General features: G+C 39.3%; 9 protein-coding genes. 4 read left to right on the plus strand and 5 right to left on the minus strand.

Annotated features, from left to right (window positions below):
• The first annotated feature begins 377 nt into the window (after positions 1-377).
• From IM793_RS15755 to IM793_RS15765, 3 genes are all read left to right on the plus strand, one after another.
• Positions 378-3650, plus strand: coding sequence for a TonB-dependent receptor (locus IM793_RS15755; protein WP_227256272.1), 3273 nt, complete (start codon positions 378-380; stop codon positions 3648-3650).
• 35 nt (positions 3651-3685) lie between these two features.
• Positions 3686-5560 carry a RagB/SusD family nutrient uptake outer membrane protein gene (locus IM793_RS15760; RefSeq protein WP_193422942.1) on the plus strand — a complete coding sequence of 625 codons (1875 nt, stop codon included), beginning with the start codon at positions 3686-3688 and terminating at the stop codon, positions 5558-5560.
• Positions 5561-5813: 253 nt separating this feature from the next.
• A complete protein-coding gene (locus IM793_RS15765; protein WP_193422943.1) occupies positions 5814-7100 on the plus strand; it encodes an MFS transporter in 1287 nt (428 codons plus the stop codon).
• 645 nt (positions 7101-7745) lie between these two features.
• Here the strand turns inward: IM793_RS15765 and IM793_RS15770 are convergent.
• The 5 genes from IM793_RS15770 to IM793_RS15790 form a co-directional block, all read right to left on the minus strand.
• Complete coding sequence (locus IM793_RS15770; protein ID WP_193422945.1) at positions 7746-7961, minus strand: PLDc N-terminal domain-containing protein; 216 nt, start codon at positions 7959-7961, stop codon at positions 7746-7748.
• 18 nt (positions 7962-7979) lie between these two features.
• Entirely contained in the window at positions 7980-9731 is a 1752-nt protein-coding gene (locus tag IM793_RS15775) for an ABC transporter ATP-binding protein (protein WP_193422947.1), read from the minus strand.
• A 102-nt stretch (positions 9732-9833) separates the two neighbouring features.
• The gene (locus IM793_RS15780; RefSeq protein WP_193422949.1) at positions 9834-13058 is read right to left on the minus strand and encodes a TonB-dependent receptor; all 3225 of its coding nucleotides are present in this window, start codon (positions 13056-13058) and stop codon (positions 9834-9836) included.
• Positions 13059-13343: 285 nt separating this feature from the next.
• Positions 13344-14660, minus strand: coding sequence for an amidohydrolase family protein (locus IM793_RS15785; protein WP_193422951.1), 1317 nt, complete (start codon positions 14658-14660; stop codon positions 13344-13346).
• Entirely contained in the window at positions 14650-17670 is a 3021-nt protein-coding gene (locus IM793_RS15790) for an amidohydrolase family protein (RefSeq protein ID WP_193422953.1), read from the minus strand. The genes IM793_RS15785 and IM793_RS15790 overlap by 11 nt, the downstream gene beginning before the upstream one ends.
• Before the next feature lie 112 nt (positions 17671-17782).
• Between IM793_RS15790 and IM793_RS15795 the strand changes: the two genes are divergently transcribed.
• Complete coding sequence (locus tag IM793_RS15795; protein WP_193422955.1) at positions 17783-18229, plus strand: cytochrome B; 447 nt, start codon at positions 17783-17785, stop codon at positions 18227-18229.
• Positions 18230-18458 lie beyond the last annotated feature (229 nt).

Genomic DNA, 18458 nt, shown 5'->3' on the forward strand with positions numbered 1-18458 from the left:
TACTTGTCGTAGTTTTGTAATAGTTTTTTTACGATTCAGCCCCTTACAATTATTATTTTACCCCCTTTTTTAAGTTCCTAATATTCCTATCTTGCGTGTAACCAATTATGAACTGTTTTGTTGACAAGTCTAAGTCAGGCGTACCTTACTCAGTAGTTTAATTTATCATAATTAGTTGTGTGTCAGATAAGGGGATTTATAATGGTTTACCGTGATTTATTGAATATCTATCAGAGGGCAACAGTTCTATAGGGGATTGATGTAGATAATTAACTCAATAAATCAAGTTATAATAATGCAAATACTGACAGTTCGTGATTACTCATGAATATTAAATTGTATTACAATCAATATCTAACCAAAATAAATTAAAAACTATGAAAAAAAATCTATTGAGGACTTTTGCCAGAAGTAGCATGTTTCTTGTTTGCGGTGGTTGTCTGGTCTTTTCTCCACTTGCCAGCACGTCTGCTGAAACATCATTGCATGAAAAGGAACCCTTTGATTTTTACAAAATACCCCTCCAGGATATTATTGTGAAGGGGAAGGTTACAGATGCTAAGGGCCCAATTCCAGGCGTAAGCGTGAAGTTAAAGGGAGGCACAGCAACCACAGTAACCGACGGCTCCGGAAATTTTAGCATTAAAGTACCTGAAGATGCAACACTCGTATTTACCTACGTAGGTTACGTAGATCAGGAGGTTCAGGTAAAGAGCCAAACCAACATTAATGTACGGTTATCAGAGAATAACCAAAACTTATCTGAAGTAGTAGTAGTAGGATATGGAACCCAAAAAAAGGCGGTTGTATCTGGTGCGGTTGCATCTGTTAAAGGTACTGAACTCGCTAAATCCTCATCGGTAAACTTAACCAATTCACTAGCCGGGCGCTTACCTGGTGTAACGGCTTTACAGGGGAGTGGAGAGCCAGGCTACGACGGTTCTACCATCAGAATCCGTGGGACAAACTCGCTTGGAAACAATAATGCACTAATTGTAATTGATGGTATCCCTAACCGTGCAGGTGGTATAGAAAGGTTAAATCCAAACGATATTGAAAGTGTATCGGTATTAAAGGATGCATCTGCTGCTATTTACGGTTCGCAAGCGGCTAACGGGGTAATCTTAATTACCACAAAATTGGGTAAATCAGGAAAGCCACAGTTTTCATACGACTTTAGTTATGGCTTGCAACAGCCTACACGCATACCGAAAATGGCTAACTCTGTACAATATGCCGAAATTCTGAATGAGTTGAATATCTTTGGTTCGGATATTAATCCAAATGAATGGTCGGCGGCATGGAACAGTTTTAAATCTACCGGTTCTTATACTTCTACAACCGGAAAAACAATTAATGCCGCTTATAAGGCTGATGAAATCAGGAAGTTTGGCGATGGTTCAGATCCGCTAAGATACCCTAATACGGATTGGTTTAAAACGACTTTTCAGAACTGGTCGCCTCAGCAAAGGCATAATGTTCAGATTAACGGTGGCAGTGAAAATGTAAAATACCTGGTTTCTCTGGGCTATCTGGATCAGGATGGATATTATAAAAATTCTGCCACAGGCTACAAACAGTACGATATGCGGTTTAATCTCGAAGCAAAGTTGAGTAAATATATTACCACAACGTTAGGGGTATCGGCCAGAGAGGAAGACCGTAATTTTCCAACAGTTGGAGCTAGTGATATCTTCAGGTTTTTAATGAGGGGACGTCCAAATGAAATTGCAATATGGCCAGATGGCAAGCCCGGAAAAGATATTGAATATGGTTATAACCCGGTAGTATCCACTACAGATTTAACGGGAACTAATAAAGATGTTAGAGATTACTTTCAAACTACCGGTAAGGTAGAAATTAAAATTCCTGGCCTGGAAGGATTAAAGGTAACAGGTATAGCTGCAATAGATAAATATTCTGGCAGACAGAAAAACTGGCAATTACCCTGGACACTTTACGATTGGGATAAAAAAACGTTTCAGGCCGATGGTGTAACGCCAGTATTAACAGGTACGGTAAGGTCGCAATATACCGATCCCAGGTTAAGGGAAACTGCTGGCGGGCAATTGGCGATCAACCTGACGGGAATGATTAATTATGATAAAAAAATTGGTGATCATAATATTGGTTTGATGGCTGGGGTAACCCGCGAAAAAGTTGACAATGATGGTTTTACAGCTTTCAGAAGATATTTTATTTCACAATCTGTTCAGGAATTATTGGCTGGTGATGAACGCGAGCAATCATTAGGTAATAATCCCGGCGATCCAAACAACTTATTCAAGAGGGCACGTTTAAGTTATTTTGGAAGGGTAGGATATAACTATAAGGAAAAATACCTTGCCGAATTTTTGTGGCGTGTAGATGGTTCTTACATCTTCCCAACCGATAGGCGTTTCGGTTTCTTTCCAGGGGTATCAGTTGGCTGGCGCTTATCAGAAGAGCCTTTCTTCAAGGAAAATGTTAAGTTCGTAAACAATTTAAAACTTAGGGCATCATATGGCCAGATGGGTGCTGAAGCATATTTCGGAGATGCACTGCAAGAATACCAATACCTCAGTTTAATGAATTTTGGAACATATACGTTTAACGATCTTGTTACTAAAACGTTAACAGAAGGAAAAGTACCTAATTTCAACTTTGGATGGGAAGTAGCCAATAATACCAACGTAGGTTTGGATGCATCCTTTCTAAATAACAAATTATCACTCGAATTAGATTATTTCTATAATAAACGTACAAACATTCTAATTAGCAGAGGTAGTTCAGTGCCTGAAAGCTCGGGTATTACCGATCGTTTACCACCTGTAAATCTTGGAAAGGTAAACAACAAAGGTTTTGAATTTAAATTGAGCTACAATGACCAGGTTGGTGATTTAAACTTTGGAGTGAGTGTAAACGGAGGCTATGCGAAAAATAAAATCATTTTTTGGGATGAAACCCCTGGTGCTCCTGAATGGCAGTACTCAACTGGTCGTATAACCAACTCCTGGTTAGTATACGATTATGATGGCGTTTTTAAAGATCAGGCAGAAATTAATGCCAATACATTAAATTATAGTGCGCTAACCAGCACCTTACGTCCTGGTGATATGAAGTTTAAGGATATTAATGGTGATGGCAAAATCAATGCAGATGATAAAATCCGCCTGGATAAAAACGGCACACCAACCTTTACCGGAGGATTCAATTTGAACCTGCAATATAAAGGGTTCGATTTGTCGGTACTCGTGCAGGGCGCAACCGGCGGGATGCAGATTGTGGGTATAACCGAATCTGGCGATATTGGTAATTTCCTGGAGTGGTCATACCTAAACCGTTGGAGCATTGATAATCCAAGTTCGGTAAATCCACGTTTATCAAACCGTGGAGCTACCTATTATACCGATAGTAATAATGCATTAAACAATACTTATTGGTTGCGGAGCAATAATTACATCAGGCTTAAAAACGTAGAGTTAGGCTATACTTTGCCAAATACGCTGGTAGAAAAAGCAGGACTGAATAGCGTAAGGGTTTATGCGAACGGATTAAACCTGGCTACGCTGGATAAAATCAAGATATGGGATCCCGAATCTACCAATGCGAGTGGCCAATATTATCCACAGGCCAGGGTAATCAATTTTGGTATTAAAGCCGCTTTTTAAAGTGTAATCAAGTTTAACCCGTTACAATCAAGAATATGAAAGCAATAAATAAAAATATAAAGCTCTATATATTAATTTTCACTACTATTTTTGCAGCATCCTGTAAAAAAGATTTTTTAAATGTAGAATCGCCTGGCCAGGTACCGGCAGAATCAGTATGGAAAGATCCGGCAACTGCACAGGCCTTCGTTAATGATATCTATAACGGATTAGGTATTGGAGGTTTCTCTGAACAAATGTTAGCTTCTGTTTCAGATGAAGCCCTGTTTACACACCCAACCCGCGGTATAGATCTGGTTAATAATGCTACCATTAATCCTTCTACATTAGGTTGGGTAGATGATACCTGGGCATATAAACAAATGTACAATCGCATCAGGGCCTGTAATATTACCATCGAAAAAATAACAAGTGGCGATAATGGTTTGAGCAGTCAATCGTTAAAAGATCAGTTATTGGGCGAAGCGTATTTTTTAAGGGCTTACTACTATCAGCAGTTATTGCGTTTCTATGGCGCTGTACCACTTATCACAAAAATTTATGTGTTAGATGATAACTATAACGTAAAAAGAAATACGTATGAAGAATGTGTAAATTTTATTGTTAAAGATTGCGATGAAGCCAGCAGGTTGTTAACAGGTAAAACGTTAGATAAAGGGCGTACTACTGTAACTGCTGCATTGGCCTTAAAATCAAGGGTATTAATTTATGCTGCAAGCGACCTGCATGACAGGGCAAAACTTACTTCGAAAATTACAGGTATTGCTGCCCAAAAATTAGATTTTTTAAGTTATGCCAGTGGCAGCCAGGCCGATCGTTACCGTTTGGCACAAACAGCTGCGAAAGCCGTGATGGATCTGGGTACAGGTTATAAATTAAATCTTTCTGTGCCCGCTACGGTAACAGATGGCCAGTTAAATTATAAAAGTATTGCCATGGGCGGAGCTAGTAAAGCACCGGGTATAGATGCTACTGCGTCATCAGAACTTATTTTTGCCCGTTATTTTATCATCCAGAACAATATTAAACATGCACAGCAGAATGGTCCGAATGGTTACCATAATTGGGCGGGAAATACACCTATTGGTTTGTTGGTTGATGATTATGAGATGCAAGATGGTAGCAAATTTAGCTGGACAAATACCACACAAAAAGCTAATCCTTATCAGGATAGAGACCCTCGTTTTTATGCAACCATTTTATATGATGGTGCAGGTTGGAAACCGCGTGATAAAGCTTCGGGTGATGTTGATCCGGCTAGCCAAATCCAGACCGGTATTTATGATTTAATGGATAACTCTGGCAGAATTGACTTTAAAGGTTTAGATACACGTGCGAGTGCTATCGAAAACTGGAATGGTAGCTGGACAGGATATTATTATCATAAATTTATCGATCCGGATCCAGCTATTGTTGATGCTTCGATGTCGCAGAATGTACCGTGGCCGTTCTTTAGGTATACTGAAGCGGTTTTTAATTATATCGAAGCGAGCATTGAGCTTGGTGAATTAAATAATGCTACAACTTGGTTAAACAAAATCCGTTTCAGAGCAGGTATGCCAGCTGTAACCGCTACAGATCAGGATGGACTTAGAGAAGCTTACCGTCACGAACGCCGTATTGAAATGGCTTACGAAGAACAACGTTATCATGATACCCGCAGGTGGTTAATTGCAGGTGAAACATTGGGCAGAAAAACCACTTATATTAAGGTTACTGGTAAATTTAAACCTGGCAAAACTATGTCGGCCCCTTACCATTACGATAATACCATTTACGATTATACCTACACCCCAGTTGTAGAAAATGCACAGGAAAATAGGAGTTGGAACGATAAACTTTATTTCAGGCCATTTAGCCGCGATGAAGTAAACAAAAATAACGCACTCGAACAAAACCCGGGATACTAAACGTATCATTTAAAATTTAACCCGATGGATAGCCTTACGCTATCCATCGGGTTTTTTGTTTCAGTAAGATGCTGAGATGAAGATTTGGTAAGAGGAAAAGGATAGAAGTTTATTTTATATATGCTCATCATCAATTAAGTTAGATTACCGAATAGCCATTTATCAGCTATCTACAGAAATAATCCATGTTAAGCATTTATCTATTGTTATTTATTCATTTTCAAAGCTTAATTTTGCAGATAAACTCTTTTCAGTGTCAAATTCCAACCCCATAATCGTTAAACAAGATCCATTCGCTGCCTTGCGGTATAAAGAATTTCGTTCTTACATCGGGCTGAGATTCTTTTTTACTTTTGCTTATCAAATGCAAGCTATTGTACTCGGCATCTACATTTATCATTTAACTAAGGATCCTCTTGCATTAGGATTAATTGGACTTTGCGAAGCCATTCCAGCGATAGCAATTGCACTCTATGGTGGATATATTGCAGATAAAAGTGAAAAAAGAGCACTATTGCTTAAAATATTCTCGACTGTATTTTTATGCTCTGTAACTATGCTGATCGTAACGAGCATTTACATGAAGCCTTATCTATCTAACGATTGGATTGTAAAAATTCTATATGGTATGGTTTTTTGTATTGGTCTTGCAAGAGGTTTTTTCGGCCCTGCAAACTTCTCTTTGCAGGCTTCTATTGTTCCCAAAGAGATATATCCAAATGCAAGTACCTGGAGTAGCTCCAGCTGGCAATTGGCATCAATATTAGGTCCTGCAGCAGGAGGTTTAATCTATGGTTTTTTGGGGATTACCGTAACCTATGTTGTGATTATTTCATTTATATTCATTTCATTAATATGTATCTTTTTTCTAAAAGTGCATCCGCCTAAATTTCTTCCTAAAATGAGTATTGGGCAAAGCTTAACAGAAGGGATACAATTTGTGTTTAAAACCAAGATGATGGTTTGGGCGATGAGCCTGGATCTGTTTTCTGTGTTTTTCGGGGGTGCTGTAGCTCTCCTGCCTGTTTTCGCTAATGATATTTTAAAAGTGGGCCCCGAGGGATTAGGCTTTATGCGTGCTGCGGCCTCAACAGGCTCTGTGATTACCATGTTAGCAATGACCCGTTTTTCGCCGATGGGAAAGCCCTGGAGAAACCTGCTTATTGCTGTTACCGGATTTGGTTTAAGTATTATTTGCTACGGGCTATCTAAGAGTTTCTATTTAACGCTGTTTTTCTTATTTCTGGAAGGATCGTTCGACAGTGTGAGTGTGATCATCCGCCAAACCATCATGCAATTGCTTACGCCTGATGAGATGCGAGGAAGAGTATCAGCTGTAAATAGCATGTTTATAGGTTCGTCAAATGAAATTGGCGCCTTTGAATCTGGTCTGACCGCTAAATTAATGCGAACTGTTCCAGCAGTTGTTTTTGGTGGAAGTATGACCATAGGGATCGCATTTATTACCTGGTTAAAAACGAAGTCGTTAATCAGGCTAAGTTTGCAGGATATTAATGAGCAAACCACCAAGGCTGTTTAGTTACTAAAAGAGTTGTCAACTTTAATAGCCTTTTGCTAGAAAGTTGACAACTCTGAAATTCATCTTTAATTACTGATAAACACGTTATTGCAAATAATTTGGGCATGCCTCAAGCTGCGCAAGGGTCGGGCTATTCGTTGCAATCTTTTTTGAAGAAAAATCAAAAAAGGATTTCCACTTCTATCCCTCATGCAAAACCCGCAGCAGTTAAAAAAACGTCAGTTATACATTTGCCTAAAAGAGTTGTCAACTTTAATAGCCAGTTTGCTAGGAAGTTGACAACTCTAGAATTCAATAATAAATTAACTATTTATTGTGTCTTTGTTTCTTGGTGGTGAAAAACAAAAATGGTTCGTGATGACAGGAACAATGGCGATAAGAGTTGTCAACTTTAATAGCCTTTTGTTAGAAAGTTGACAACTCTGGAATCAATAATAAATTAACTATTTATTGTGTCTTTGTTTCTTGGTGGTGAAAAACAAAAATGATTCGTGATGACAGGAACAATGGCGATAAGAGTTGTCAACTTTAATAGCCTTTTGTTAGAAAGTTGACAACTCTGGAATCAATAATAAATTAACTATTTATTGTGTCTTTATGGTGAAAAGCAAAAATGGCCCGTGAAGGCACGGACCATGGTGAAAATTAAAACTTCTTATTCTTGCCCCACATGAGGTAAATAATCGAGCCTAGAAATGGGGCGAAAAGGATAATGATAAACCAGAGTACTTTTACCGTAAAACCCATGCTGCTGTTTCTTGATATATGGTACAATGCGGTTAATATTAAAGCGAGCCATAATATAGCTGCTATAACAATGATAATTGCGATGTGATTGCTCTCTACTTGTGCCAGTAACATGATTAAAAATATTGTTCCTTAAGCTTCAACAATCCTTTCGCCAATTTGTTGGCGCCACATGGCCTGATATAAACCATTTTGTGCAATTAGTTCTTCATGTTTGCCCTGCTCAATAATATGGCCTTTCTCTAATACATAAATTTTATCGGCATGTTTTATCGTTGATAAACGGTGCGCAATCAAAATGGTAATGTGATCGGTTAAATTTGAAACCGAACGAATGGTTTTGGTGATCTCCTCTTCTGTAATTGAATCAAGCGAAGATGTTGCTTCATCAAAAACCAGAATATCTGGCTGACGGAGCAGTGCTCTGGCGATTGATAAACGTTGCTTTTCTCCTCCCGAAACCTTCACGCCACCTTCACCAATCAGCGAATCCAGACCTTTATCAGCCCTTGCCAATAAAGTTTGACATGCAGCCTGGTTTAATACTTTATAACATTCCTCATCTGTAGCTTTAGGGTTTACAAATAACAGGTTTTCTCTTATCGTTCCCGAAAACAGCTGTGTATCTTGTGTAACAAAACCAATTTTTTCGCGCAGGGCATCTAAATCAATTGCGCTGCTGGAAATGCCATTGTATAAAATCTCACCCTCTTTTGCCGGATACAAGCCAACTAATAGTTTTACTAAAGTTGTTTTTCCGGAACCTGAAGGACCAACAAAGGCAATGGTTTGACCGTTATGGGTTTTGAAAGAAATGTTTTCCAGGGCATTACGGTTGGCAGTTTGATGTTTAAAGCCAACTTCGTTAAAGGTTAAATCTTTAATTTTTTGAATGGAAATAGGGTTTTCAGGTTTCTTATCAATTGGTGTGCTCAGTATCTTTTTAAAGTTCCCTAAAGAAACTTCCGCTTCACGCCAGGCTAAAATTACATTTCCGAGTTCCTGCAATGGTCCGAAAAGGAAAAAGGAATAAAAAAGGAAAGTTAAATACTGCCCCGCTGTAATGGAATTATCAAAAATAAGCAATAGCAAAACCAAAATCATGGTACTCCGGACCAGGTTGACCGTGGTACCCTGAACGAAACTCATACTCCGAACGTACTTTACTTTTTTAAGTTCGAGGCCCAAAATTTTATAAGTGGTTTTGTTTAATCTTTCAATTTCCTGGTTGGCTAGCCCAAGACTTTTTACCAGTTCAATGTTTCTTAATGATTCTGTGGTAGAGCCAGCCAAAGCGGTTGTTTCACCAACAATAGAACGTTGAATGGTTTTAATTTTCCGACTCAAAAACCAGCTGACAAAGCTGATGATTGGAATGGCTGTAAAATAAACCAGAGTAACCTTATAACTTATAGAAACAGAATAAACGATTACGAAGATCATCCCGATTAAGCTTACAAATAAGATGCTGATAAATGCGGTGATGAATTTTTCTGAGTCTAAGCGTACCTTTTGTAAAATACCCAAAGTTTCACCACTTCGCTGATCTTCAAATACCTGGTAGGGTAATTTTAGCGAATGCTGTAAGCCATCGGCATACATTTTGGCGCCAACTTTTTGTACAATCACGCTTGTAAAGTAATCCTGAAAATTCTTGGCTATTCGTGAAACCATGGCTGCACCAATGGCCAAACCAATTAAACCCAATGAGCCCCAAAGATATTGGGCATAGGTTAATTTGTCTTTTTGATTGATGAAACGGTCTAAAATTCTTCCGGTAATATATGGATCTAAAAGTGAAAAGCCAATATTGAAACCTGCAAGCAATAACGCCAGAACCACAATCCACTTGTGATTTTTCAGGTAGTCTAATAATAATCCCATTAAAGTTTTGTTGTTTTAAATACAAACATAAAAAAAGGGAACGGATAAAAATCCATTCCCTTTTTTTATGACTTTAAGCTAAGATACTTAGCTAACATTTGTTTAAAATCCGTAACGTAAACCGATTTGTGCCTGCCAAGGATTACCCGATGGCGTTACTAAACCGCTATTATTGATCCGGTAATTGAACTGACGCTTAGTCGTATCGTAATTGGCTACTGCCGGAGTTATTTCTTTGCCTGCAGCGTCTTTTACTGCAGGAATTCCTAAACCGTAAATAGCCTGTGTAGCTAAGGTTTCTGAAGTACCCCAGGTTTTCTTAAATAAGTTGGCCACGTTAAACAAGTCGCCAGAAATTTCGACACTTTGTTTTTTACCTGGTCCGAATTTAATCACGTAAGCCAATCTTAAATCAATCGTACCGTAAAAACCGTTAATACCACCATTACGTTCTGCAAATGTACCTTCGTATTTTAGGATATAATCTTTTAAACTTTTGCTTGCAAGTGGATTATCCAATAATGCCTGTAAGCCATTGCGAACATTTGCAGGTGTACTTGGGTTATTTCTGTCGAAAATGAAAGCCAGATCGTTTGTAGATACGAAATCGCCGTTGGTATTACTTCCCGAAAGTAAGCTATATCTTGTACCGCCAATAGCCGAATAACGCACACCCGCTTTAATGCCATGGAATGATGGTAATGTACCATAAATAATTACCTTATTACGGAACTGACCATTAGAATAAGTCATTTTGCTTAAATTCCTTGGATCATCAACTACTGGCAAAGATAAAGTTGCAGAATTGGCTACGTTACCATTGTAAGAAGTATTGTCCTTTGCATCATTCCAGGTATAACTTGCAGTAATTTCTCCATCTTTAAAGTATTTCCAGGTACCATCAACAACAATGGCAAACTGGTTTACTTTACCTTTACTGTTTAATTCTAGCACTCTACCAAAGGTGTTAGTTGTTAAACGGCCTGCTTTCCAATCTGCTACTCCGTTTGATGGAATTGAAGGCACAAATACCCCTCTATTTCCTTCGTTTGCTAAAGTAAAGTATGGATTGGCCGCCATGTTTCTGTCTACATACATGTAGTTATTGCGGGCTAATGTTGCGTAACCGGTAATGCCGATACGTATTTTATCGTTGATTAATTTGTTGTACGATAAGTTGGCTTTATAAACCACTGGTAATTTTGCATCATCAGCATAAGTGTTTATGGTTGCCACTTGTGCGCCCGGTAATGCAGGTGCGGTAGCAGTACCGTTTCTATAGCTGGCAAAATCTGGTGTTGGGATACCAGTAGTTATATCAACCGTTCCAAAATGTTTTCCATCAAAAGTAAGGTTGTTAATGGTTACGTAGTTGTTCACATCTGATCCGAAAATACCTGCTCCTAAACGAACGTAATCGGTATGTTTTTCGTTAATATCCCAGTCTAACTGGATACGTGGCTGAATTAAAAACTGTTTTAATTCATTATCAGTTCTTACACCAATCGCATCATATAACTGTTGGTTAAGTGGCGATGTTGGGTATTTGCTATAATCTAAACGCAAACCTCCCGTAAAATCTAAACCTTTACCCAATTTGGTTTGCATCTGGCCATAAATGGCTGAGTTTAATAAGTTACCGGTTACAGTGGGGTCAGCTACCAATGGCACTTCCCTGTAGTAACGGTTAGGTATTAAATTATTAAAATTTTGTACTGAAGTTTGTACGTTTCCAGCTTCTTTTGTACCAGAGTTAGTAAATTCAAACCTTCCGTTTACTTCACTGCCATACAATGATTTTGCATGGGTGTACATAATATCTATACCAAAGGTGTATTTAATTTTATCAGTATTATAATAAATATTATCAACCAACTGAAAAACGTTATTGGTAAAACCTTCTTGTCCGAAACGGTGACCACCGATCTGGATAGCGGTAGTTACATTAGTACCGTTTGATAAAGTAGAAGGAACATTATTTACAACAGCTCTTGGTATGGCGTAAGACAACTCATCGTTTTGTGTACTGGCCTGGAAAGTATATAAATGCTGTACTTTTAACTCGTTGGTAACCTTGCTGCTCACTGTAGAACGAAGTGTTGCTAACAAACTGTTGTCAACATTTTTATCGTTCCCGTAACTTTCGTAAAAGTTGATTGCAGTATTATCTGCAAGTCCAAGTGGGTTTCTATCATTGGTATAATTATCCCGAACAGTTAATAAGTTCTTGTCATCAATTTGCCAGTCTAAACGCAAGAAACCAGCATCGGTTCCTCTTTTCTTATCGAATGAACCATATTGAGGTGTATTGGCCACGCCATATTTATTTCTGGCAACAGTTAAAAAGTCTTTTAATGTTGTATTAGTAACGTTGAAACGGGCCTCATCTGCTGATGAATTGATATCGGCAATAACTAAAGGACGAGAATCTCTTTGATGATCCCAAACGGCAAAGTAATGTAATTTATCTTTTATGATTGGTCCGCCTAAGCTAAATCCATACTGGTATGTAGAGAAATCGTTCACTCTTTTGTTCCCCCTGATGTCGTATTGGCTCGCTAAAAAATCAGCTCTGTTATAAGCGAATGCACTACCTGTAACCTGGTTCGTGCCTGATTTGGTTACAGCGCTAATTGTACCGCCACCGGCACGGCCTAAACTTACATCATATTGGTTGGTAACTACTTTAAACTCCCGAACACTTTCGATAGAGATGGAATATGGCGCACCGCTACGGCTTGTCGTACTTCCTGCTGAAGTAGGGTTTTTTGCCGTCATACCATCAATAGTAAAGTTGGTAGAAGAGCCCAGCTGGCCCGCAATACCACTTGCTCCCGATAGTGGAGATAAATCTGTTAAGCTCGAGAAATTACGGCCGTTTACTGGTAATAAGTTCATCGTTTTAGATGAAATCTCGGTAGATGCACCAAATTGTTGCACTTTATTTCTTAACGAAGATCCGTTAATCTCTACACCACCGAGGTTTTGAGCAGTTTCCTGCATATTAATGGCAACCTTTACTGCATCACCCTGGTTTAACATGTAGCCTATTCTGTTTTGTTCGGCGTAACCGATGTAGATGGCTTTAACCGTATAAGGTCCACCCAAAGGAAGTTCTTTAAAAGTGTACTCACCTTGTGCATTAGTAGAAGTTTTAGTGGTAAAACCTGTTGAGTTGTTCCGGATCTGGATGGAAACGCCTGGAATGGGTTTCTTTTGTTCATCTGTTACAATGCCCGAGATTGATGCTTGTGTGGTTTGTGCCATAGCCGAATTAGTGGAATAGCATAAAAACAGCATCACTGCAATTAGTAAATTTTTAATCATGATCAGTTTTTTGATTTGTTATCTGACCGCAAAGGTGTTATTGTAGTGTTAAGCTGATGGTGATTTTATATTATGAAATGGTTTGCAAATTGTTCGATTTTCTGGCTGATGTTAAATTAAAAATTCCTGATTTATTATATTTAAGGTGATGTCTTACGAACATGTAGGTGGATATTTCGGCTGGTGTCTCACATATTTGTTGTTGGATATTTCGGTTGGTGAGACACTAACTAAAAACAAACGGCCAATAAATTAATATTGACCGTTTCTGTTAAACTATTTTAGCTACTTCTTTTCAGCGATATATTTATCACTAAACTTTTTATCCAATTGTTTGTGCAGGTTATCAAGATTGATATCCCTGCCCTGAATAAAAGCCTGTTCTACTCTATTGGTTCGCATATCTAAAGCATCACCGGCTGAGATAAAGAAAGTAGCGTCCTTACCTGTTTCAATACTTCCGGTGGTTTTATCAACACCCATCGCTTTTGCTGCATTTAAGGTAATGGTAGATAGCGCTTTTTCTTTATCCAATCCCCATGCCGTAACCGTACCCGCCATAAAAGGCAAATTGCGTTGTTGCCAATAACCATCAATACTCAATACTACGTTTAAATCTGCATTAGCCAATACGGCAGCATTTTTATAAGGCATGTTTACATCATCATCATTGTTATTGGGTAAGGCATGAGGTTGTTTCACTACCAGGGTAATGTTATTGTCTTTCAGGAAATCGATGATCAGATACGCTTCATCTGCTCCGGTGATTACGGGAGTGATGCCGAATTTCTTAGCGAAATTAACTGCTGCAACAATGTCCTTCTGACTATCTGCCGCAATAAATAATTTCTCATTACCAGCAAATACTTTCTTCATCGCTTCGAAACGGGTATTGATTACTTCGGGTTTACCCATTTCGGAATAGGCTTTCGCTTCAGCAAAAAACGACGTTAACTGCGCAATTGCAGCCTGCGTTTTTTCTGCTAACACTTCCGGCGATTGTTGTGGTCTGCCGAAGCCACCAAAGCCACCTCTAAAACGAGGTATAACCGGCCAGGTCATATGCATGGCATCGTCGGTTTTAATTGCCGCATCTTCCCAGTTCCAGGCATCAAGCTGAACCACTGATGAACTGCCTGAAACGGTACCACCCTGTGGCGTTGGCTGTGCCATTAACACACCATTACTGCGCAAGGTGGCCGGAACTTTCGAATCTGTATTGTAAGCCACGATAGAACGGATGTGCGAATTAAAATCACCTATTTCCTGGAAATCCAGGGTTGCTTTTACCGCTTCAATTTCTGTTAAACCTAAATTGGTGGTGGCTGCAATAAAACCCGGGTAAATATGTTTACCTGTAGCTGCAATGCGCATTACATCGTCCTGTGGTACTTGTCCGTTAGCCGTAACCGAAATAATTTTTCCGTTCCCAAAAAGGATGGTTCCGTTTTCAATCACCGTTCCATTGCCCACATGTACGGTTGCACCTGTTATGGCAATGGTTTTGCTTTGTTTTTTAGCTGGCGAAATGTTTGCCTGTGCAAAACACATCAGGCTTGTTGCCGATAAAGCCAGGCTGAATAAATATGTTTTAGTGTGCATGTTCTTTCTCGGTTAATTCTGCTGAATAGTTTTCTAAAGTTTCGCAATTGTACAGGCGTGGTGCTTCACCCATTGGACGTTGGGTACGGCCACCTTTACTTTTGCTCTCTAACATCTTTTGGATCAGACGTGCTTTTTCTGCCTGTTGTGTTTTAATTACCTGCATGTCTTTATCAAGATCCCAGTAGGCAATACCGTCTACAAAAGTTTTTTCCGCCCTTGCATAAATAGACAATGGGTTGGCTGTCCAGATCACCACATCGGCATCTTTACCTGCTTTTAAACTACCCACTTTATCGTCAATATGCAGCATCCTTGCCGGATTAAGCGTTACGAATTTCAGGGCATCTTCTTCAGGAACATTACCATATAAAACTGATTTGCCCGCTTCCTGGTTTAAGTGACGGGCCATTTCTGCATCATCAGAATTGAAAGCAGTGGTTACACCAACATTATGCATAATTTTTCCGTTGTAAGGAATAGCCTCAGCTACTTCGTTTTTATAAGCCCACCAATCAGAAAAGGTCGAGCCTGCAATGCCATGCGCTTTCATTTTATCGGCCACTTTATAACCTTCTAAAATGTGCGTAAAGGTGTTGATCTTGAAACCCAAACTATCAGCTACATGAATTAACATGTTAATTTCGCTTTGTACATAAGAGTGGCAGGTAATGAAACGTTTGTTATTCAAAATTTCTACAATGGCATCAAGTTCAAGGTCTTTACGTACGCTGTTTCCTTTTACCGAAAGCGCTTTGGCATATTCTTTTGCCCGGGTAAATTCATCCACAAAAGTTTGCTCAACACCCATACGCGTAACCGGGAAACGGGCGCCGGTACCAAAATTACTCTGTTTAACATTTTCGCCAAGCGCAAATTTGATAAAACCATCGGCACCTGCAAATTTCAGTTCCTCTGGCGATTTTCCCCAACGTAATTTAATCAATTGTGATTGGCCACCAATCGGGTTTGCTGAACCGTGTAAAATATGAGAAGTGGTTACCCCGCCAGCCAGTTGACGGTAAATATTCACATCTTCTGAATTGATGATGTCGGCCACGCGTACTTCAGCAGAAACCGATTGTGCACCTTCATTGATTCCTCCGGATCCGGCAATGTGCGAGTGCTCATCGATAATGCCCGCAGTAACATGTTTCCCTGTAGCATCGATTACTTTTGCGCCCCTAGCCGAAAGGTTTTTACCAACCGCTTTAATCTTTCCGTTTTCTAAAAGTACATCCGTATTTTGAAGGATACCGTCTTTTTCGTTCGTCCAAACTGTACCATTTTTAATCAGCACAGTCTCCTGTTTAGGCAATTCAGTATTTCCAAAAGCAGAGAAAGGATAAATTACAGGTCCCATGGCCAAAGTAGCTTTAGGCTCCTCTTTTTTAGGCGTTTCTTTAACCGCTTCTTTATAAGTTGCGGTAAATTTACCTGTAGCACCATCAGCCAATGCTGATTCGCCTTTTAAGGTAATTGGATTTGCCGAAGTGATGTAACCGCTTAAACGGATATCACCTATTGGATTTTTCTTTAAGTTGAAATTGATGCTGATCCAATCGCCATTTCTGGTAAAGGTGGCCGTAGTTTTTACGCTATCTGCACCAACTCTTTCGATTACTGCGGTAGATCCGCCACCAGTGCCGGTAATTTTTAACGTTAAAGCGCCAACGCCATCAATATTTAAATTGTAAGTGCCGCGTACATCGCTTACATCCATTTTGTTTACCACAAAACGCTTGCCCTGTACCCAGTTTTCGAAGATAATGTTTCCGTTTTTGAACAGATTATCAGATGATATCAAAAAGTTAGCAACTTTTCCTTTTTCCAGGGAACCAACTTTATCGCTGATGCCCAAAAGTGAAGCAGGGATTTCGGTAACCGATTGCAAGGCTTGTTTTTCAGTTAAGCCATTTTCTATCGCTGTGCGGATGTTCGCCCAAAAATCGCGGCTGTTTTCTAAGCCAAATGCTGTTAAGGCAAATTTAATTCCCGCTTTTTCCAATGCTGCAGGATTGGTTGGCGCTAGTTCCCAGCCTTTCATTTGTGATAAGGTTATATTTCTGGCTTCTGCCGGATCTTCCACATCATAAGCTTTAGGGAAAGTTAGCGGAATGATCAAACTTGCTCCGGTAGCTTTAACTTCATTAATGCGCTGGTATTCATCGCCGGTGGATTTAATAATATATTTCTTGCCAAATTCTTTCCCGATTTTATCGGCACGCAGGATGTTCTGCCAGCCATCCACTTCAAAAATCTGTGGCATGGCTTGTTGTTTGGCAAATTCATCCAGCGAGATATTATATTCATCTTTTTGTTTGCCATACCATTGTGCATCGTAGTAGGTTTGGCGTAATAAGGCAATAGAACCCATTAACGAAGTCGGGTAATCGTTTGATGAACTTCCTTTGTTAAATGAATAGTTTGCTGCGGTCTGGTCCTTTAAAAAGACACTGTTATCGGCACCTTCATTTAAGGTTACTACAGCAGAAACTCCACGAGCAATACCGTCGCGGTTAATCACATTTACACTTCCGAAACCAACTTTGCGTAATTCATCCGCTTTTTTGCTGTCGGTAGAAAAGATGCTTTTTACATAAGTTTCTGGTCTGATGGATTCATTCCAGCCGTAGGCACCTTTTTTGGTGGATACAAAAATAGACTGACGCTGACCGCCGAAACTGCGTTGCTGTGCAGGTGCCTCGGCCAGACCATAGCTCGTAAAAGCATCAATCAGCGATGGATAAATGAATTTTCCTTTTAAATCGATCACTACATAGCCTTTGGGCACGGCTAAGCCAGCTCCAATAGCCTGAATGGTTTGTCCTTTAATTAAAAGGGTAGCAGTTGTTAAGGTTTGGTTGGCATTTACCACTATCGTTGCATTGGTGAAGGCAAACATTCCAGGCCTGGTATCAAAAGAGCCGTTAACAGGAAAGGAGGTTTGCTGTGCAAACAGAAATGTAGCAGAAAATACCAGCCAAATGACAGGTAAAATTTTCTTCATAATAAGTTTAGGTTTTAATTTGTTTAAAACTAATATAAATAAGCGTTCAATCTGTTGAATATCCTATTTTTTACAATTAATGTCTATTTTTGAATCATAGAAATTTATTAATATGAACGATATTTTAAAAAGTGCCCACTCCGGATGGCGCTATGTGGTTTTTCTTTTATTGATTATAGCTGTTGCTAAGGCTTTAGCTGGCTGGTTCGGGAATAAAACCTATACGGAAGGCGATAGAAAGCTAAATGTTTTCGCTTTAATCAGTGCACACATTCAATTGTTAATTGGTTTGGTGCTTTATTTTAGCGAAGGATGGTATAAGTTGAGTAGTGCGGGTGCACCAGCGGTGCGTTATTTTAAAATGGAGCACATCACGATGATGGTAGTTGCAATTATTTTAATCACGGTAGGTAATGCAAAGTCGAAAAAGTTAACTGAAGCTGTTGCCAAGCACCGTGCCATCGCTATTTTCTTCGGATCAGCGCTAATTTTAATTATTATAGCTATTCTATTAATGGTTAAGGCCGTTCCCGGAAGATCGTTTTTTGGAGTTTCTTAAGCGGATAATCTATTTAAATAATATAAATCCTGCTTTAAAAGAGCGGGATTTTTAGTTTACTCAGTTTTTACGGAAAAGCACACAAATGAAGGCATGGAGGTCGCTGAGTCGTCATTGGTAGTGAAGCTCCCCCGAACAGTCATTTCGAGCGAAGTGCAACGCAGCCGAGAAATCTGTCTCGAGATAGATCTCTCAATGCTATTAAGTTAAGCTATTTATATGCCTGGTG

The sequence above is a fragment of the Pedobacter sp. MR2016-19 genome (assembly GCF_014947265.1).
In the GTDB taxonomy this organism is placed as follows: domain Bacteria; phylum Bacteroidota; class Bacteroidia; order Sphingobacteriales; family Sphingobacteriaceae; genus Pedobacter.